The sequence below is a fragment of the uncultured Brevundimonas sp. genome, from assembly GCF_963977465.1.
Classification (GTDB): Bacteria; Pseudomonadota; Alphaproteobacteria; order Caulobacterales; family Caulobacteraceae; genus Brevundimonas.
In genome coordinates this window covers 185,951-204,683 of record NZ_CAXBOQ010000004.1, presented here as the reverse complement: position 1 = coordinate 204,683, position 18,733 = coordinate 185,951, and the positions used below count along the sequence as shown (strand labels likewise).

The 18,733-nt window shown below is 67.4% G+C and carries 20 protein-coding genes; 9 read left to right on the top strand and 11 right to left on the bottom strand.

The genetic code is table 11. From position 1 onward, the window contains the following. Window positions 1–8: 8 nt before the first annotated feature. Complete coding sequence (locus AAC067_RS10105) at window positions 9–983, bottom strand: NAD(P)H-quinone oxidoreductase (RefSeq protein WP_339932104.1); 975 nt, start codon at window positions 981–983, stop codon at window positions 9–11. Between the two features lie 81 nt (window positions 984–1,064). Here AAC067_RS10105 and AAC067_RS10100 point away from each other — a divergent pair, with 81 nt between their 5' ends. Together AAC067_RS10100 and AAC067_RS10095 are read left to right on the top strand one after the other, a co-directional pair. Next, the gene (locus AAC067_RS10100) at window positions 1,065–1,271 is read left to right on the top strand and encodes a DUF1192 family protein (RefSeq protein WP_339932102.1); all 207 of its coding nucleotides are present in this window, start codon (window positions 1,065–1,067) and stop codon (window positions 1,269–1,271) included. Between the two features lie 88 nt (window positions 1,272–1,359). Next, on the top strand, window positions 1,360–1,893 hold the full coding sequence (locus tag AAC067_RS10095; RefSeq protein WP_339932100.1) for a DUF1465 family protein: 534 nt from the start codon (window positions 1,360–1,362) through the stop codon (window positions 1,891–1,893). Between the two features lie 72 nt (window positions 1,894–1,965). On the opposite strand, the gene AAC067_RS10090 is transcribed toward AAC067_RS10095, so the two are convergent. Continuing rightward, window positions 1,966–3,534: a L,D-transpeptidase family protein gene (locus AAC067_RS10090; protein ID WP_339932098.1), complete on the bottom strand. Its 1,569-nt coding sequence runs from the start codon at window positions 3,532–3,534 to the stop codon at window positions 1,966–1,968. A gap of 142 nt (window positions 3,535–3,676) precedes the next feature. Continuing rightward, window positions 3,677–3,901 (bottom strand): 50S ribosomal protein L31, encoded by a 225-nt coding sequence (gene rpmE, locus AAC067_RS10085; protein WP_339932096.1) that lies wholly within the window; start codon window positions 3,899–3,901, stop codon window positions 3,677–3,679. Between the two features lie 134 nt (window positions 3,902–4,035). On the opposite strand from rpmE, the gene AAC067_RS10080 reads away from it, so the two are divergent. Then, complete coding sequence (locus AAC067_RS10080) at window positions 4,036–5,886, top strand: ABC transporter transmembrane domain-containing protein (RefSeq protein ID WP_339932094.1); 1,851 nt, start codon at window positions 4,036–4,038, stop codon at window positions 5,884–5,886. Window positions 5,887–5,931: 45 nt separating this feature from the next. Then, on the top strand, window positions 5,932–6,282 hold the full coding sequence (locus tag AAC067_RS10075; RefSeq protein WP_339932092.1) for a hypothetical protein: 351 nt from the start codon (window positions 5,932–5,934) through the stop codon (window positions 6,280–6,282). On the opposite strand, the gene AAC067_RS10070 is transcribed toward AAC067_RS10075, so the two are convergent. The 4 genes from AAC067_RS10070 to AAC067_RS10055 all read right to left on the bottom strand — a co-directional run bounded on the left by AAC067_RS10070 (window position 6,279) and on the right by AAC067_RS10055 (window position 9,385). Next, the gene (locus AAC067_RS10070; protein ID WP_339932090.1) at window positions 6,279–7,223 is read right to left on the bottom strand and encodes a glycerophosphodiester phosphodiesterase family protein; all 945 of its coding nucleotides are present in this window, start codon (window positions 7,221–7,223) and stop codon (window positions 6,279–6,281) included. The two genes, AAC067_RS10075 and AAC067_RS10070, sit on opposite strands and share 4 nt — an antisense overlap. Before the next feature lie 7 nt (window positions 7,224–7,230). After that, on the bottom strand, window positions 7,231–8,037 hold the full coding sequence (locus AAC067_RS10065; protein WP_339932088.1) for an inositol monophosphatase family protein: 807 nt from the start codon (window positions 8,035–8,037) through the stop codon (window positions 7,231–7,233). 121 nt (window positions 8,038–8,158) lie between these two features. After that, the gene (gene efp, locus AAC067_RS10060) at window positions 8,159–8,725 is read right to left on the bottom strand and encodes an elongation factor P (protein ID WP_339932086.1); all 567 of its coding nucleotides are present in this window, start codon (window positions 8,723–8,725) and stop codon (window positions 8,159–8,161) included. A 105-nt stretch (window positions 8,726–8,830) separates the two neighbouring features. After that, window positions 8,831–9,385 (bottom strand): TspO protein, encoded by a 555-nt coding sequence (locus AAC067_RS10055; RefSeq protein ID WP_339932084.1) that lies wholly within the window; start codon window positions 9,383–9,385, stop codon window positions 8,831–8,833. 196 nt (window positions 9,386–9,581) lie between these two features. On the opposite strand from AAC067_RS10055, the gene AAC067_RS10050 reads away from it, so the two are divergent. Further along, on the top strand, window positions 9,582–10,463 hold the full coding sequence (locus AAC067_RS10050) for a CPBP family intramembrane glutamic endopeptidase (RefSeq protein WP_339932082.1): 882 nt from the start codon (window positions 9,582–9,584) through the stop codon (window positions 10,461–10,463). Window positions 10,464–10,497: 34 nt separating this feature from the next. Here the strand turns inward: AAC067_RS10050 and bfr are convergent, their stop codons facing one another. Continuing rightward, window positions 10,498–10,998 (bottom strand): bacterioferritin, encoded by a 501-nt coding sequence (bfr, locus tag AAC067_RS10045; RefSeq protein WP_339932080.1) that lies wholly within the window; start codon window positions 10,996–10,998, stop codon window positions 10,498–10,500. A gap of 141 nt (window positions 10,999–11,139) precedes the next feature. Next, window positions 11,140–11,325, bottom strand: a complete 186-nt coding sequence (locus tag AAC067_RS10040; protein ID WP_339932079.1) for a (2Fe-2S)-binding protein — start codon at window positions 11,323–11,325, stop codon at window positions 11,140–11,142. A gap of 121 nt (window positions 11,326–11,446) precedes the next feature. On the opposite strand from AAC067_RS10040, the gene thiE reads away from it, so the two are divergent. From thiE to AAC067_RS10025, 3 genes are all read left to right on the top strand, one after another. Beyond that, the gene (thiE, locus tag AAC067_RS10035) at window positions 11,447–12,106 is read left to right on the top strand and encodes a thiamine phosphate synthase (protein WP_339932078.1); all 660 of its coding nucleotides are present in this window, start codon (window positions 11,447–11,449) and stop codon (window positions 12,104–12,106) included. Window positions 12,107–12,174: 68 nt separating this feature from the next. Next, complete coding sequence (locus tag AAC067_RS10030; RefSeq protein WP_339932077.1) at window positions 12,175–13,860, top strand: ATP-binding protein; 1,686 nt, start codon at window positions 12,175–12,177, stop codon at window positions 13,858–13,860. A 58-nt stretch (window positions 13,861–13,918) separates the two neighbouring features. Continuing rightward, window positions 13,919–14,683: a hypothetical protein gene (locus AAC067_RS10025; RefSeq protein ID WP_339932076.1), complete on the top strand. Its 765-nt coding sequence runs from the start codon at window positions 13,919–13,921 to the stop codon at window positions 14,681–14,683. 268 nt (window positions 14,684–14,951) lie between these two features. Here AAC067_RS10025 and AAC067_RS10020 read toward each other — a convergent pair whose 3' ends face one another. Then, entirely contained in the window at window positions 14,952–16,142 is a 1,191-nt protein-coding gene (locus AAC067_RS10020) for an acetyl-CoA C-acyltransferase (protein ID WP_339932075.1), read from the bottom strand. 186 nt (window positions 16,143–16,328) lie between these two features. Between AAC067_RS10020 and AAC067_RS10015 the strand changes: the two genes are divergently transcribed. Next, entirely contained in the window at window positions 16,329–17,861 is a 1,533-nt protein-coding gene (locus tag AAC067_RS10015; protein WP_339932073.1) for a CHASE domain-containing protein, read from the top strand. Here the strand turns inward: AAC067_RS10015 and AAC067_RS10010 are convergent, their stop codons facing one another. Further along, window positions 17,862–18,698 (bottom strand): thioesterase family protein, encoded by an 837-nt coding sequence (locus AAC067_RS10010; RefSeq protein ID WP_339932071.1) that lies wholly within the window; start codon window positions 18,696–18,698, stop codon window positions 17,862–17,864. Window positions 18,699–18,733 lie beyond the last annotated feature (35 nt).

The following is an 18,733-nucleotide window of genomic DNA, read 5'->3' as shown; positions in this document are numbered from 1 at the left end:
CAGCGCCTCTAGCTGACTGTCAGCACCACCTTGCCGACGTGCTCGCCCGTCTCCAGCCGGAGGTGGGCGAGAGCGGCCTCGGCCAGGGGGAAGGTGGCCTCGACCGGCGGGCGAACCGCGCCCGAGGCGATCCACGGCCAAACTGTAGCCTCCACAGCAGCGATCAGCCGGGCCTTTTCGTCGGCGGGACGGGCGCGCAGGGTCGAGCCGGTCAGGACGATCCGTTTCATCATCACCCGGGCCAGATCGATCTCGGCCCGGTTGCCGGACAGGGTGGCGATGGCCACCCAGCGCCCGAACGGCTTGAGCGCCTCGAGATTGAGGGCGGCATAGTCGGCCCCGACCATGTCCAGAACCACATCGACCCCGCCGAAACCGGCGATGGCGGCGGCCATGTCGTCGCTGCGGGCGTCGAGGCTGAGGTCGGCCCCGAGGGCGCGGGCGGCGGCGGCCTTGGCCGGTCCACGCGAGGTGGCGATGACGCGGGCCCCGGCCGCCCTGGCCATCTGGATGGCGGTGACGCCGATGCCGCTGGTCGCGCCGTGGATCAGCAGGGTCTCATCCGCCTTGAGGCCGCCGGACTCGAACACATTGGCGAACACGGTGCAGACGGTTTCGGGCAGGGCCGCGGCCTGGATCCAGTCCAGAGCGTCGGGGACGGGCAGTGCGTGACGGGCGTCGACCGCCGCATATTCAGCATAGCCACCACCGCCCAGCAGGGCGCAGACGCGATCCCCGACCGACCAGCGCGAGACGCCGTCGCCGACCTGATCCACCTCACCGGCGACCTCGAGGCCGAGAATGTCCGAGGCCCCGGGCGGGGCCGGATAGCGACCGAGCCGCTGCAGGATGTCGGGACGATTGACGCCGGCGGCACGGACGCGGATGCGAATCTGGCCCGCGCCGGCGACCGGATCGGGCCGATCGACCATGATCAGGGCGGTCGCGGGGCCCGATCCACCGGTGATTTCCACTGCCTTCATCTGAACCGTCCCGCTCTTGCAATCGTTCGTGTGTCAGCGTTCAGATAGGGGTTCGCGCGGTCCATGGCCAAGGAGGCGACGATGAGTCTGGAAGAATTGGAGCCCCGTCCGCAGCGTGGGGCAACCCTGACGGCGCTGGCGCGCGAGGATCTGGACCTGTTCTCGGTCGAGGAGCTGGGCGAGCGGGTCGAGGCGCTGGAGGCGGAGATCGCCCGGGCGCGCGCGGCCATGGAGGGCAAGTCCTCACGCAAGAGTGCCGCCGACGCCCTTTTCAACTTCCGCTCGTAGCCGCGCGTGCCCCGTGGCATGACCATTGCTGGTCTGACATTGATGGCCCCGATATGGGCCGACAGTGATACGGACGCCTGTGCTTTCCATGAGTGTATTTGAGTTGATGGCCAGCGACGACAACATCCTTTCGACCTCGGGCCGCAGCCGCGCTGCGGTTGTCGACGGATTCGCGCGTTCGGAACTGTTCGACCGAACGTTCCGTGAAGGCATGGAGCTGGTCGAGGAGACCGCCGCCTATCTGGACGGCGACGGACGGCGGGAATCCAAGATGCTGTCGCGAGCGGTGGCCCTGGCCTATGCGGGCGAGAGCATGAAACTGACCACCCGGCTGATGCAGATCGCCTCGTGGCTGTTGATCCAGCGCGCCGTGCGTGAGGGCGACATGGCCTCCGAGGCCGCCTGCGAGCCGCGCTACCGGCTGAACGAGCCTAAGGCCGAGATCGACCCGACCCATCCCGAACTGCCGATCGCCCTGATCGAGTATCTGGTCCGGGCCGAGAAACTGTTCGGCCGCGTCCTGTATCTGGACCGCCGCATGTATCTGGACGGCCCCGAGGAAGAGGCCGAGAACGCCGTGCTGAGCCAGATGGGCAAGCTGGAAGCGGCGTTCAGGCTTTAGGCTAAAACCCGGTCGTCGCTGATCAGACCGTCATCCTCGGGCTTGTCCCGAGGATGACGGGCAGTCAGGGCTCTACGGCCCGACGTCGTTGGCTATGCGGGCCCCGTCATTGACCGGCTTGGGCAGGCTGACGGCGATGCCGAGGGCGGCGGCCAGCTTTTCGTCGCGGCCGTAGACGTCCTCGCGGAAGGCGACGCGACCCTGGCCGTCGACGAAGGCAGTCCAGTACAGCAGGCGGACGGTGATCTCGCGGCCGGTCTGGATGCGTTTGGTATCGCGGCTGTCCTGGGCGGCGTCGAATTCCGCCAGCAGCATCGGATCGGGCGACAGCAGCAGGCGGGCGAATTCGACCGCGCCCTGAACCCGAACACAGCCGTGGCTGCGCTGACGCATCGACAGGTTGAAGGCCGATTTGGACGGCGTGTCGTGCAGGAAGATGGCGTAGCTGTCGCGCAGCTCGAACTTCACATAGCCGAGTGCGGCCGTGGGTCCGGCGCGCTGGATCACTGTGCCGTTGGACATATACATGTTGTTGGCGGCCAGATAGCCGGGGCCGCGCGGCAGGATCTCGTTGCGGGCGATCGAGGCCGGGACATACCAAGGCGGGTTGGCCACGACCGAGGCGAACGGCTTTTCAAGGCTGGGCGTCTGGTTGGCCGGCGAGCCGACGACGACGCGGTTGGAGTGAACCGGCTTGCCGTCCTTCCAGTAGACCATGATGGCGGCGGCGGTGTTGACCTCGATCCGCTCGGGCGCGAGGTCGCGCTTGAGCCAGCGGCGGCGTTCCAGGTTCAGGGCGATCTGGCGGGCCCGATCCTCGGCCGAGGCCGACAGGGAGCGTTGGGTTCCGGTACCGATGCGGGCGTCGGCTGCCAGGCCGTGCCGGGTCTGGAAACTGCGCACGGCTTCCTGGAGCTCAGGGCCGTAGAAACCTCCGGCCAGGGCCAGGCGGGCACCGGCGGCGGCGCTGAGGTCACCTTCGGCCACCAGGCGGCGGATCAGCGGCTGGATGCGGGCGTCGCTGGTGTCAGGCTCAATTGTCGGCCCGGCGCTGAACACGGGCCAGCCCCCGTCGAGGATCAGGCGGCGGTAGCGGACATAGCCGGCGGACAGGTTGGTATAGCCGATGTCGGTCGGGGCCAGACCCGCGTACCAGTCGACCAGCGTGTTGCGAGTGATCGAATCGGCCATACCGCCGGGCAGGTCGACCCGGTTCTTCTGCATTTCCCACAGATCCTCGACCGTCTCGGGCCGGACACGGCCTTCGGACAGGACGCGGGCGTAACCGAGGGCGGCAACGGTGGTGCGCATCTCGGCCGTGGCCGGATCGGCGGCTAGGGCGGGGAAGTTGAAGAAGTCCGCCGGCGACAGGCCGTGTCGTTCGGCCCGGCTCGCGGCGGTCTGCAGGGCACGCAGGCGCTCGGCATTCCAGACCGGACGCCAGCCGGTGCGCTCGTAGAAGGCGCGGACGTCGCCCTGGAAGGCGGCGGGCAGGCGGGCCAGCTGATCGTTGAAACTGTCGTAGAAGGCATTGGTGCCGGGGGTGAACGGCTGCATCGGCACCTGTGCCAGCGCTGCCGTGCCTGCCGCCGTGCTCATGGCGGTTGCCGCCACGCCAAGTCCCAATTGCCGTCGATTCATTTCAGTCGCTCTGGTTCGATCCGGCGTTGGACACGGTGTCCACGCCCCAGGATCGAACGGGTCCATGCTATCGACGTTCCGGACAAACAAAAAGCGCCGGTCCCGAGACCGGCGCTTTTCGTGGCCCTGAAGCCGCAGTCCGCTACTTCTTGATGAAGCCGCCGAACTTGTTGTTGAAGCGCGAGACGCGACCGCCGCGGTCCAGCAGGTGCTGATTGCCGCCGGTCCAGGCCGGATGGGTCGAGGGATCGATGTCCAGGTTCAGCGTCGCGCCTTCCTTCTGGTAGGTCGACCGGGTCTGGTAGGTCGAGCCGTCGGTCATCACCACAGTGATGAAATGGTAGTCGGGGTGCGTGTCCGCTTTCATGGTCGTCGTCCGGTCTCTGCGCGATGACGATGCCGACCGTCGGTGCGCGTCAATGAGAAAACCCGCCGAAGGCTCCAGCGGGAAGAAGGGGCGGCGTTTACACCGGGGGGCGTTCCGGGGCAAGAGGCGGGCGCATGACCCAGTCTCCGCCACCCATCGCCCCGTCGTTTGAAGCCGAGGGACGGCCCGGGGCCGGAGCGCTGCTGGTCGAGCAGATCGGGGAGGCTGCGGGCAAACGGGCCAAGGCCCGGAGCGTGCGGCCACTGGGGCGGTTGCTGCCCTATCTGATGCGGCACAAGGCCCATGCCGCCATCGCCGTGTTCTGGCTGCTGCTGTCCACGGCCGGGTCCCTGGCTCTGACCGGGACAGCCCGGGGGGCCATCGACAACGGCTTCGAGAATGCCGGTCGCGACCTGAACCTGTGGTTCCTGGTGCTGGGGGCCAACGCCCTGTTCCTGGGGCTGGCGACGGCGTTTCGCTATTTCTACGTGACCAAGACCGGTGAGCGGGTCATCGCCGACCTGCGCACCGGCCTGTTCGACCGCATCCTGACGCTGGACCCGTCCTTTTACGCCCGGATGCGTACGGGCGAGGTGCTGTCGCGGCTGACGACGGACATCGCCCTGGTCGAGACCCTGTTGACCACCTCGGTGTCGTTTGCGCTGCGCAACGCCCTGACCATGGTGGGCGGGACCATCCTGCTGTCGGTGGTTAGTCTGAAGCTGACCGGGCTGGTGCTGCTGACCGTGCCCTTCCTGCTGGGGCCGTTGTTCCTTTTCGGGCGGCGGGTGCGCAAGCTGACGGTCCGGGCCCAGGACGAGTTCGCCGGGGCCGTGGGCTTCGCCGGCGAAAGCGTTGACGCCATCGAAACCGTCCAGGCCTTCGGGCGCGAGGCCAGTGCCATCGCCCGCTTCGGCGCGGCGGTGGAACGGGCCTTCGACGTCTCGCTGATCCGGATCAAGGCCCGGGCCCTGATGACGGCGATGATCATCGTGGTGATGTTTGGGGGGGTGACCCTGGTGCTGTGGCTGGGGGCCCAGGACGTGATCGCCGGGCGGATGACACCGGGGGCGTTGCTGCAGTTCGTGCTGCTGTCGGTGTTCGTCGCCGGGGCCGTGGGGGCGCTGGGCGAGAGCTGGGGCGATGTGCAAAAGGCCGCCGGGGCGATGGAGCGGATCGACGAACTGATGCGGGCCGTGCCCGAAATCGCCGCTCCGGCACAGCCGCGGGTCCTGCCTGAGCCACCGCGCGGCGAGGTGTCGATGTCTGCGGTCGATTTCGCCTATCCGGGGCGGCCGGACCTGGCGGCGTTGAAGGGCTTCAGCCTGACGGTACGGCCGGGCGAGACGGTGGCCCTGGTGGGGCCGTCGGGCGCGGGCAAGAGCACCGTGTTTCGCCTGTTGCTGCGCTTCTACGATCCGCAGACGGGCACCGTCTCGGTCGACGGGGTCGATGTGCGCGAGGCCGATCCGGTGGCCGTGCGTCGCCGCTTTGCCTGGGTGTCGCAGGAAGCGCCGCTGTTCTCGGGCTCGGCGCTGGAGAATATCCGCTTCGGGCGTGAGGCCGCGACCGAGGACGAGGTCCGGGCCGTGGCCGACAAGGCCCAGGCCCTGGGGTTCATCGACGCCCTGCCGGAAGGATTCGGCACACCGCTGGGCGAGCGCGGCAAGAGCCTGTCCGGCGGGCAGCGGCAGCGGCTGGCCATCGCCCGGGCCCTGGTGCGCAACGCCCCGATCCTGCTGCTGGACGAGGCCACCAGCGCGCTGGACGCGGGCAATGAACAGCTGGTGCAGCAGGCGCTGGATGCGGCCATGGAAGAGCGCACCACCCTGGTCATCGCCCACCGTCTGGCCACGGTGCTGCGCGCCGACCGGATTGTGGTGATGGAGGACGGAGCCGTGGTCGATCAGGGTACCCACCTTGAACTGATCGCCCGGGGCGGCTTGTATGCGCGTCTGGCGGAGCTGCAGTTCCGCTCGGACTGAACCTGGCTTGCCACGATCATTGGCGAGCCCAGCCTGAGGATACTGATGTCTGCCCTGATCCTGATGAGTCTGATGCTGTCCGTGCAGTCGCCGGCCAGTGCTTCCGACCTGCAGGCCGCGTTCTCGAACACGCTGGTGTCGACCTATCCCGACGGGCGCACAGCGCGGTTGTGGCTGGCCGAAGGCGGTCGGTTCGAAGGGCAGGACCGGCGCGGCGGGCGTAATTCCGGTGTCTGGCGGGTGCGTGACGGTAAGCTGTGCCTAAGTCAGCGGCGGCCCCTGCCGATGCCGGGCCAATTCTGTACGCCGATCGTGCGCGTTGCGGTGGGCGGCAGCTGGACCGCCCGGGCCATGACGGGCGAGACGATCCGCGTCACCCTGGTGGCGGGTCGCTAGCGGCCCGCGACAGCCACCGCAGTGGCCGGGAAGTCGCTGAAGGCGGCGTCGAGGCCGTAGTCGCGAAAGGCGGTCAGCCAAGCCGTCAGGTCGGCGGCACCCGGCGGCAGGAACAGCGGTTCGGCGCGGAAGGTCCAGGCGGCCACCTTGAGGCCGACAGCATGGGCGTCGGCGATCAGAGAGGTCTGCGACCGGTCCAGATCCGGTGCGATCATCGCCGTCTCGACCCCGATCCAGCCCGCATAGTCGGAGATGGTCGCCAGACCGTCGGGCGTAGCCATGGCGGCATAGGTCAGGTCCGGGCGGTCCACCGGTCCACCGGCGACGCTCATCAGTTGCAGCAGGGGGGCGTCGATGCGCGCGGCGAGGCGCTGCAGCGGGCCGACCTCGAAACACTGGATCAGGATGGGCGCATCGGTGCCGGTCAGGGCGTTGGCGTCCAGCACGGCGACGAAAAGGTCCTCCATCGCCAGACCGGCGGCGGCAAAATGCGTCGGGTGCTTCAACTCGGGGCAGACGCCGATCGTACGGCCGGTGCGCAGCGATCCGGAACGGGCGATGTCGATGACCTGCTGGAAGGTCAGGATCGGTTCCTGACCGTCGAAGGCAGAATTGGCCGGGCGCAGGGCGGGCAGACGTTCGCGGGCACGCAGGCTCTGCAACTCGGCGAGGGTAAAGTCCTCGGTGAACCAGCCGGTGACGGTCTGACCGTCGACGGTGCGGGTCGTGAGGTGATCGGCGAATTGCGGGCGGTCGGCGACGTCGGTGGTGCCGCCGATCTCGTTCTCGTGGCGGACGATCAGAACGCCGTCGCGCGACACGACCAGATCGGGCTCGATAAAGTCGGCCCCCTGGTCGATGGCCAAATCATAGGCGGCACGGGTGTGTTCGGGCCGTTCGCCCGAGGTGCCGCGATGGGCGATGACCAGTGGCGACGCCATCCGCCGGTCAGGTGGCCTGGAGGATCTTCCGCAGCTGCGGATGGATCTCGCTGTTGGAAGCGATGATCTGCTTGCCGGACATCGGGTCGCCATCGCTGTCGATGGTGGAGACGATGCCGCCCGCCTCGGTGACGAACAGGATACCCGCAGCCACGTCCCAGCGCTGCAGGTTGCGCTCATAGTAGGCGTCGAAACGGCCGGCGGCGACCCAGGCCAGGTCGAGCGCCGATGAGCCGAGGCGGCGAATGCCGGCGACGCGCTGGCCGACGGCGTGGATGTCCTTGATGGCCTGGCCGTGGCCGGTCTTGCCGATGAAGGGCAGGCCGGTGGCGATCAGGCTCTCGGTCATGTCGCGACGACCCGAGCAGCGAATGCGCTGGTCATTGAGGTAGCAGCCCTTGCCCTTCTCGGCCCAGAACAGCTCGTTGGCGACGGGGTTGTAGGTGACGCCGGCGACGATCTCGGATGTGCCGTCCGGCGCGCGCCGTTCCAGCCCGACCGTGATGGCGAAATGAGGAATGGCGTGCATGAAATTGGTGGTGCCGTCGATCGGATCGACCACCCAGGTGTGGCTCTTGTCGGTGCCCTCCATCATGCCGCGCTCCTCGCCGAGGAAGCCGTAACCGGGGCGGGCCTTCATCAGCAGTTCGTAGAGGGTGTCCTCGGCCTTGACGTCGGCGGCGGTGACAAAGTCGCCCGGTCCCTTGCGCGAGATCTGCAGCTGCGAGACCTCGCCGAAATCGCGCAGCATCGGGCGGGCGGTCTTGCGGACCGCATCGAGCATGACCGAGACGAGGGCGGAGGCGAGAGCCATGGGGAATCTCCTGGTCCGAAGGTCCTGAAAAGGCGGTCAGCCCGGACAGACGGAGAAGTTCAGGGGACGCGCGGCGGCGTCCCCGGGACCCCGGCCTGTGGCCGGGGGTAGCGGGTCGGGATCAGTCGGCGCGGCGGACGTATTCGCCGGTCGAGGTGTCGACGACGATCTTCTCGCCGACGCCCATATAGGGCGGGATCATGATGCGCACGCCATTGTTGGCGATGGCCGGCTTGTAGGAGGACGAAGCGGTCTGGCCCTTTACGGTGGGCTCGGTCTCGACGACTTCAAGATTGACCTGATCGGGCAGGGACAGGCCGATGGGCCGGTCCTCGTGCATTTCGATGGTCACCTTCATGCCGTCCTGCAGGTAGGCGATGCGATCCTCGCCGACCCAGTCCTTCTGCAGTTCGATCTGTTCGTAGTTCACGTCGTCCATGAACACGAGGGCGTCGCCCTGGGCGTACAGATAGGAGAACTCTTTCTGCTCGAGCGTGACGCGTTCGACCTTGTCTTCCGAACGGAAGCGTTCGTTCAGCTTGTTGCCGGTCTCGAGGTTCTTGGCCTCAACGTTGGCGAAGGCCCCGCCCTTGCCGGGCTTGACGTGGCTGGCCTTGGTCACGACCCACAGACCGCCGTTGTGCTGCAGGACCATGCCGGGCTTGATGGTGTTGCCGTTGATTTTCATGGGGTCTCAAATAGGGCTGGGCGCGGCGACCAGACCGTCCGGCGCGCGCGATAATCGAGCGCTGTCCCTAGAGGAAGCGGCACCATCCGGCAAGGCGGCGGACGTTCAGTTCGCGGTTCGGTTCTCATCTCCCGATCGGCCCTGCAGCTTGTTGGCGAGGCGGACCCGGCCGCCGATCGGTGACGCCAGCTTTCCGGCACCGACGTCGAGTTTACGCGCTTCGTGGGCGAAGGCGGCGGCGAGACCGGCCGAGGACATGGCGGCGGCGATCTGGAGGCCGCGTCCCGCCGGGCGCAGGGCAATCCACACCGCATTGACCGCCTGGGCCGCGGCCCAGAGGCCAAGCGCTTGTTTGCGGCCGGGGCGGGACGGCGCGTTCCAGACCCTGAGTGCCGACAGGGTCGTGACCGAAAATACCGCCGGCAGCACCAGACTGATCGGGCCGCGCGGCCGTTCGGTGACCGGACCGTCCTGATGGTCGTTTGCCGGGTCACGCCGCAGGGGACGCAAGGCACCGGTGGCGAAGGCGGTGGCCAGCAGGGCAAAACCGGCCGTGACGGCGATCCCCAGGGCGACATGGCCGGGACCCCGATGTTCGGCGTTGAGAAAATCGGTGGCGGCGTCGCGGACGTCGTCCAGCGTTTCGTCGATCGTGGTCATCACTCGTCCTTCAGCATTTGATCGAGGAATGAGCGGGAGCGGGCGTCAGTTCCCGGATTCAGCCCGGATCTCCGTTGGGACCAGCCCGCCTCGACGTCGGGCAGCGACTCTGGCCGCCGTAAGCGGAGCCTGCTTACATCAGGTTGTGAGTCGGGGGGTGTGCACGTTGCCGAGCCCTCTATCGTCGGACACGTCCATGACCTTGCGCAGACTCTCGCAGTTCGTCGCCATCGCTCTGGCGGCGCTCACTTGGTGGGCCTTGGTGTCGCGAACGGGAGCCGTGGAGCCCGAATCTGCGATGGAAATCAACGCCACGTTGGCCGCGGTGGTAGCGGCCGTCTTTGGCTTGTCGTTCGTCGCCCTGCGTTTCGCGACCGCCGGCTCGGCGATCTACTGGAGCGGAGACGCGGGGCCCCGGCAGGTCGGGCGGATCGGACTCATGATCGCAGCCGTAGTGGGGCTTCAGTTGGGTGCGGGTAGGGTTCTCAACATGTTCGGCATGCTCGATCCATTGTCGGCGATTGCCATCTATCTTCTGGCCTGGACGATGGTCCCCGCAGCCTTTTTGCAGTTCGGTCTCGTCAAATGGCCAACGCGCCTGCGCTCCGCGTCGAAACTCAGACTGTTCCTGGCCGGCGTGGTGGGTGTCGGTGTCGCCGCGGCTTGGAGCTACGCAGCCTACTCCGCCGAGGCTGTTGCCCCGATTAGCTCGCCGGTCGGGGAGCTGGCCGTCACATTGGCGGCGCTGGTCGTCGGTGCCACGGCCGAGGAAGTCGTCTTCAGGGTGCTGTTTCTGACCGCCTTGCTGCACCTGCCCGTATCACGCTTTCAGGCCGTCTTCCTGTCGAGCGTCGCCTTCGGGTTGATGCACGTTCCCTTTGCCCTGGCGGAGCCGATCGTTCACGCGGACTGGCCCAGGCTTCAGGTCGTGGCCTTCGAATATGCGCCCAAGTTCCTGATGCAGACGTCGCTTGGCCTGTTTCTGGGCGTGCTCTGGTTGCGAACCGGGTCGCTCGTCCTCATCGCGCTGAGTCACTTCATTTGGAACGTCGGAGTCACGTTGGCCACCGGCTTGTAGAGTAGCGGCGGCACCCCGCCGATCTCGACGCCGACTACTGCCCCGTGGCGCTCTTGTCCGGGGCGATCTCGGTCATGGCCGACTGCAGATAGTTCTGCTCGCCCAGCTGTTCGATCAGCTTGTGCTGGGCCTCGAGGAAGTCGATGTGCTCCTCGGTGTCGTTGAGGATGCGCATCAGCAGGTCGCGGCTGACATAGTCCCTGGCCGCCTCACACTGGGTCACGCCGGCCATGGTGGTCTCACGACCGGCCAGTTCCAGCTTCAGATCGGCGGCGAGGCATTCGAAGGCGGTCTCGCCGATCTTCAGCTTGTGCAGGTCCTGCAGATTGGGCAGGCCGTCGAGGAACAGCACCCGCTTGATCAGCATGTCGGCGTGCTTCATCTCGCCGATCGATTCATCGTAGATGATTTGGCCGAGGTGTTTCAGGCCCCAGGCCTCGAACATCCGGGCGTGCAGGAAATACTGGTTCACCGACGTCAGCTCGTTGGTGAGGACCGCATTGAGCGTGCGGATGATCGCGGGGTCGCCCTGCATGGCTCGGCTCCTGTTGGCGGCGGCGATGAGTCGTCGCGTTTCGCCGTTTCATAACACGGCAAAAGGCCTTGTGTTCACTTGCGAACACTTATCGCTGACATTGAAATTGCGAGTAAAAATCGCCCGCAACTGGGCCCAGGCCTATTCGGCCGCCATGGCGAAGGCCTGCCGGCTGTCCTGGATCATTTCGCGCATTTCGCAGACGCATCTGGCGCACTGAACGGCACACTGGTTGTTGGCGAAGATGTCGCGTGGGCGGGTGGCCCCCGCCTCGATGGCGAAGGCGACGTCACGCTGGCGCAGGCCGTTGCAGTTACAGACATACACGGAAGGCGAATCCCGTCGGGTGTTGATAATGGTTCTCTATAGCACAAATAGAGGCGACTGCAACTCGTTCGCATCGCACGGCAGGCGTTGACGCGCGCCGCCGATTGTCCCAGCGAGACCCATGGCCCGCACTCCCCAGATTCCGTCCCGTCCGCCCTGTCGCCTGTACCTGATCACCCCGCCGGCGATCCTTGATCTCGATGCCTTCGCGAACGCGCTGGAGGCGGCTCTGGGCGGCGGAGACGTTGCGGCGCTGCAGCTTCGGCTCAAGGACGCCGACGACGCGACGGTGCTGGCGGCGGTGGAGCGGTTGGGGCCGGTGGTCCGGGCCCACGGCGTGGCCTTGATCCTCAATGACCGGCCTGACCTGGCCCAGCGCAGCGGCTGCGACGGGGTTCATCTCGGCCAGGGTGACGCGTCGGTGGCCGAGGCCCGTCGTCTGATGGGGCCGGACGCCATGATCGGCGCCACCTGTCACGATAGCCGCGAACTGGCCATGGACGCGGCCGAGGCGGGGGCGGACTATGTCGCCTTCGGGGCCTTCTTCCCGACCGCGACCAAGGCGACGACCCATCGTCCCGACCCGGAAATCCTGACCATCTGGCAGGAGACCGTCGAAATTCCCTGTGTGGCCATCGGCGGGATCACCGCCGCCAATGCGGGAGACCTGGCGCGGGCCGGTGCGGATTTTGTGGCGGTCAGTGCGGCGGTCTGGAGCCATCCGCAGGGACCGGCGCATTCGGTCGGGGAATTTGTGGCGGCCCTGGCGGCGGACGCCTGAATTTCAGGGGATATTAGTGAAGCTTGTGCATGGTTGCAGGCTGAATTGGTGTGCCGAGACCTGACCTGATGACTGCGAGCCCCGCGGCCCCATCCGCTGACCCTGCCGGAAAGGTGCCGGTCGCCCCCCGATCGGCCATTGCCGGGCGCAGCAGCGCAGCTGCGTTCTTCGCCGAGCCGCTGGCCCCGATCTTCGCGGCCGTTGGTGTGGTCATTCTGGTGGTTCTGGCGATCGAGTTCTCGCGCTCGGCGGGTCTGGTTGCGGCCCTCTGGGGGGCTGGGGGCCTCGCCGTGGTCGTGTGGCTGCGCAATGCCCGGGGACCGATGTATGACCTGTGCTTCGGCAGCCTGATCACGGTCGGCGTCATGGCGGGCGAGTTGCTGGCCGGCAATTCGACCTCGCTGGTCATCATGTTCACCGTGGCCAACATGATCGAGATCGTCGGGGCGGTGTTGCTGGCACGACGCTTCGCGCCCAGCCTGAATCTGTCCAGTGTCGAGGGCACGAGCCGTTTTCTGATCAGCGCCGCCGTGGTGGCACCGATCCCCGCGGGTCTGTTTGCCGCGGGTATGCTGGAGCTGATGTCCGGGCCCGGATTCGCCTATGCCTTCGGCACCTGGTGGCTGGGCCACGCAATGGGGATCGCGGTTATCGGGTCCTTCGGCCTGGCGCTGACCCGTCGCAACCTCGTGCTTATCGCCCGCCCGATGAAGATGCTGGAGACGCTGGTTCTTCTGGGTGTGTTGACCGGGGTCAGCGTCGCCATCTTCTCGCATCTGAGCCTGCCGCTGGGGTTCATTGTCCTGCCGATCCTGCTGGTGATCGCTGTGCGCCTGAGGGTGCTGGGCGTGACGGCGGCCTTGCTGATCGTGACCATTCTAGCGGTCGGCGGCAGTATGGCGGGCTTCGGGCCCTATGCGGCGCGGTTCCAGGGGGCCGACCGGGCCCTGATGGCGCAGATGTTGGTGCTGCTGGGCTATATGCCGGTTCTGCTGGTCGCCGCCCTGCTGGAGGAACGCGACCGGCTGGCCGACCGCGCCAGGGCGGGCCAGGCGCGGGCCGAGCGGGCGTCCGAGGCCAAGTCGCGGCTGCTGGCCAATGTCGCCCATGAGGTCAAGAGTCCGGTCGGCGGCATCATCGGTATCGGTGAGCTGTGGCAGACCGGTCAGCTGGGTCCGATCACGCCGGTTCAGGCCGAAATGGCCGAGATGCTGGTCAAGACCGCGCGTCAGGTCGAGGCCCTGTCCCACGATCTGCTGGATGTGGCCCGGGCCGAGTCCGGCGCGGTCAAGGTCGAGTTGCGGCCCACCGATGTGCGCGGGGTTCTGGAGGATGTGCGCCGTGCCGTGGCCCTGCGACCGGAGTCGCGCGACATGCAGCTGGAGCTGGACTGTGTGGGCGACGGCCTGGTGGCGCTGGCCGATTCCCAGCGTCTGGCCCAGGTGGTCGCCAATCTGGCATCCAATGCCGTCAAATATGGCGCGACGGCCGGGACGGTGATCTTCCGGGCCAGCCGGGTCCACGATCTGGTCCGCATCGAGATCATCGACAACGGACCGGGGTTGTCGGTCGAGAAACAGGCGCAGCTGTTCGAGCCGTTCAACCGGCTGGGGCTGGAGCGGTCGACCGTCGAGGGGCACGGCATTGGCCTGGCCCTGGCCAAGCGGCTGACCGAACTGCAGGGCGGCACCATCGGTGTGACGTCGCAGCCGGGTGAAGGGGCCACCTTCTGGATTGAGTTGCCGACGGCCTGACCGGGTCCGGACGCGCCGGGGCCTTGCGATCGCCCCGATCCGGAGCGAAGGTCGGGTCATGAAAATTCTCGCTTCCGCCACCGTCCTGTTGTTGCTCGCCACCCCGGTGGCCGCCCGGTCCCAGGATGCGACCGTATCGTCGCCTCAGACGCCTTCGGCCTCCGACCTGACCCGGGCCCTGAACGGCGGGCCGCCGTTGGCTACCCCGACACCGACACCGACACCGACACCGACACCGGAGCCGGTTCCTGTGCCGGTTTCGGCTCCGGTTCCGGCCCCTGCGGCGACTCCTGCGCCCGTTGCCATCCCGGCTGTCGTGCCGACGGCCGCCCGGATGACGACCACGCCGGCTCCAGCGGTGACCCGGCCGGCGGTCCCCGCCACCGCGCCGGCCCCGTCCGTGCCGGCCCCCTCTGTTCCGGATGTCGTGGCGCCCGCTGAACCGGCAGTCCCGACCTATCGTCCGCTCGACGCGGCGGCGCGCGCGGCCCTGCCGTTCCGCCTCGACCTGCCCCAGGGATTCGAGCTCGACACCGGCCGCCCGGGCCCGGACTTCACCATCTATTCGGTGCGGCACGACGGTACGCCGTTCGTGATGATCTATGCCGGCCCGGCGTCGCAGTTTCCGATCTATGACGGCCAGATGGCCGAGGTGGCGGGTCGGGCGTCGGTGGTGGTGACCGAGGCCGACGGACGCCATGCGCTGGAGCATCTGTTCCAGCGCGCCACCGCGCCGCGCGAGATCCATGTCTGGGTCGCCAGTCTCGATCCGGCTGATCGCGCTGTGGCCGAGCGCATCGCCCAGTCGGTCGACCTGCGCTAGACGGCCAAGTCACTTTCCGGCTTGCCGGATACGTGACCAGCTGTAAGTTTGCGACTCATTCGCATTTGCGGGGAGTCTGCGATGATCCTGTTGTTTACCGGCTGTCGGGCCATGGCCCGGTTGATGGCTTCGGACTCCGTCAGGGGGCCGCGCCCTCGCAGTCAGGCCCCTTCGCCGCGGCATCTCGCCAGCGTCCGTGACCCTGCACCCAAGCGAGTGCGGCCGGATTGATGTCCCCGGTCCGTACAGGTTCACACCACGAGTGGGCTCAGACCAGTTCGACGGCCACGGCTGTGGCCTCACCGCCGCCGATGCACAGGGCGGCCATGCCCTTCTTGCCGCCACGGGCCTGGAGGGCCGAGAGCAGGGTGGCCAGGATGCGCGCGCCCGAGGCCCCGATCGGGTGACCCAGGGCGGTCGCGCCGCCGTTCACATTCAGCCTGTCGTGCGGGATGTTCAGCTCCTGCATGGCGATCATGGCCACGACGGCGAAGGCCTCATTGACTTCCCACAGGTCGACGTCCTCGACCGACCAGCCAGCCTTGGCCAGCGCCTTCTTCATGGCCGGGACCGGAGCGGTGGTGAACAGGCCCGGCTCGTGGGCGTGGGCGGCGTGGGCGACGATGCGGGCGACGACCGGCAGGCCGAGGGTTTTGGCGGTGGATTCCCGCATCATCACCAGGGCGGCGGCTCCATCGGAGATGGAGGAGGCGTTGGCAGCGGTGATGGTGCCGTCCTTCGAAAAGGCGGGCTTCAGATTGGGGATCTTGGCCGGATCGGCCTTGCCGGGCTGTTCGTCGACGCTGACCGTCTCGCTGCCCTTGCGGGTCTTGACCTCGACCGGGGTGATCTCGGCCTCGAAGGCTCCGCTTTCGATAGCGGCGCGGGCGCGGGTCAGGCTCTCGATGGCATAGGCGTCCTGGGCTTCGCGGGTGAACTGGTACTGGCCGGCGGTGTCCTCGGCAAAGGCTCCCATCAGCTTGCCGGGCTCATAGGCGTCTTCCAGACCATCGAGGAACATACTGTCGGAAATGACGTCGTGCCCGATGCGTGAGCCGCCGCGGTGTTTGGCCATCACGTAGGGCGCGCCGGTCATCGACTCCATGCCGCCGGCGACGATGACCTGGGCCGTGCCGGCCAGCAGGGCGTCGTGGGCCATCATCGTGGCCTGCATCCCCGAGCCGCACATCTTGTTGACGGTCGTGGCCTCGACATGAAGACCGAGCCCGGCCCCGATGGCGGCCTGTCGGGCGGGGGCCTGGCCGAGACCGGCGGGCAGGACGCAGCCCATGAAGATCTGTTCGATCTTCGCCGGATCGATTCCGGCGCGCTCGACTGCGGCGCGCACGGCAGTGGCCCCCAGTTCCGTCGCCTTGACGCCGGACAGGGCCCCCTGAAAGCCGCCCATCGGGGTGCGGGCGAAGGAACAGATGACGACGGGATCAGTGGCTTGGGTCATGGGGGTCCTGAGAATACGGATCGCAGCGGGTTAGCGCCTCACCGGTATCCGGGCAAGCGCGTGAACGGTGACGCGGGCTTCTGGTGCGAGGCCGGGCTGATGCTGTAGAGGTAGGCGGCGGGGGGAACATCGCAAGTGCCATCGAACACGCGTAGATTTCGGCCGACTCCCGCATTGTGGATCGCGGTGCTCGGCATTGGTCTGACGCTGGCCCTCGCCGCATGGGCGGAACACAGTGGTTCAATCCGTCAACATGAGCGTTTCGAGCGCCAGGCGGATGTCATTCTCGCCGCTGTCGAGAGCCGCCTCGATACCCATGTTGCCTTGCTGCGGGCCACCGTGGGCCTGTTTTCCGCCAGTGAGGACGTCACGCCGGAAGAGTTCCGGGATTTCGTCGGGTCCCTGACGCTGGCCGAACGCTACCCCGGTGTTCAGGGGATCGGTTATTCTGCCTGGCTCGACGGACCGGACGTCCGGGCCCAGGTTCAACGCTTTCTGCCGGCCGATGTTCACCCTTGGCCGAAGGCCGAAGATGCCGAAAGTGTCATTCTGCTCCTGGAACCCCAGGGACGACGCAACCATGCGGCGCTGGGCTTTGACATGTATTCGGAGCCGGTCCGTCGCGAAGCGATGCAGCGGGCGCGGGCGCAGCGCGTACCGGCGGCCACTTCGGCGGTGACTTTGGTGCAGGAATTGGACGCTGTAAGGCAGCCGGGTTTCCTCGTCTACCTGCCCTTGTTCGACGCGAGCGGCGCATTCCGCGGCTGGATCTACGCGCCGTTCCGGGCCCAGGACTTCTTCGACAACATCTTCGTCGGGCCGGGCGCTCTTGAAGGTCTGGAGGTCATCATCCGGGACGGCCGCGCCGACGGTGCCGTGTTGTGGCCCGGGGGGACAGCCCAAAGGCCCGTTCAGGCTTCGGGTCAGCGTCTATCGACCGTTCAGGAGCTGCCGTTCGGTGGGCAGAGCTGGCACATGGAGATTTCCGCACCCATGGGCCTGGGACACCGCCTGGTTCCATTCGGAATCCTCGCGGCGGGGCTTTTTCTCACGACCTTGCTGAGTCTGGCGTGGCATTGGCAGGAACGGCTGCTGCTGGCGGCTCAGCAAGCGCGCATGCGTTCGGATCTGCTGCTGAAAGAAGTGAACCATCGCGCCGCCAACAGTCTGCAGCTGGTCGCGTCCTTCGTCTATCTGCAGGCCCATGCGATGACGGATCAGAAGGCGCGGGCGGCGCTGGTTGAGACCCGTGCCCGTATCCTCGCGGTCGCCCGTGTGCATCAACGCCTTTACTCGGATGACTCGGTCGAGGGCGTAGAGCTCAAAGCCTATATCGAGACCCTGACCGAGGGGCTGGGCGATGTCTTTGAGGCCGGTGGCCGATCCCTGAGTGTTGAGGCGACGGAGGCCCGGGTCGACACTGATCGCGCGATTTCGGTCGGTGTGGCGCTGGTAGAACTGGTCAGCAACGCGGCCAAATACGCCTATTCTGAAGATGCACCGGGCGCGATCCGGGTGCGGTTGCTCCGGGAGCAGCAGTGTTTGCGGCTCGAGGTCGAGGACGATGGGGTCGGGTTCGATCCGGCCACCGAGGCCAAGGGGTCCGGCCTTGGCATGAAGATCGTTCACGCGATGGTCGAGAAGCTCGACGGGGAGCTGGTGATCAAGCCGCGGTCGCCGGGCACGCAAGTGTCCGTGATCTTTCCGGCAACGGTGTAGTCAGCGGCCTGGCATCAGTTTCCGGCGCTGGCGCACAGCCGCCAGGGGCCGGCCGTCAGGCGCGAAGGCGACCCCGTCTTCGACCGCCCAGCCGCCGCCCAGGTCCATGGTACGAAACTCGAAGAAGGCCCAGCCGTCGGGTGAGGTTTCCGGCGTCAGGTCCCCGAACAGGTCGGCGCGCAGGTCGACACTGGCCGAGATGGTCGGTGGGCCGGGCAGGGCGGTCCAGTAGGTCGGATAGACCCCGTCCAGCAGGAACAGCAGCCGCGCCTCATCCAGAGGGGCGGCGTCTGCGGTGCGCATCCACACGCGCAGCACCGGGCTTTCGGGCGGGTTGAGGCCGAACAGGCGCGGCCCGGATTCAAACCTGTGCTCGATGTACCGGGTGAACCAGGGACCGAACATGGGATTCAGCGGGGTCGGTTCGATCCGGTCGACCGGCACGGCGGCGGCGACCAGCGGCGTCAACTCGGGGCCGGCGACGTCACGGCCGAAGGTGGCCAGGGCCTGCAAGGCCGGCCGGTCCGGCTGACCGGCGGCGACGCTGGCATAGGCGATGTTGCGCCCCCCGCGCAGCAGGGTCGGGACGAAGGCAATGGGTTCGAAGCGGGCTGCGGCCAGATACTGGACCGTCAGGCTGCGCAACGGGGTTTCGATACCCAATCCCTGTCGAGTCGCAGCCGCCGCCAGAGCCGCCATCAGGCCGCCGAACGGTGCCCCTTTTTCCGGCGGCATCGCCTGGGAGGCGTTGGAGAAGGCACCAGTGAGTGCCGCGACCAGCCTGCCGTCGTCATCGGGCGTCAGGGCCAGGGCTTGGGACAGGGTCTGGTCAGTCATGGAATCCGCGGGGCAGGAGAGGCGAAAGGCGGGCG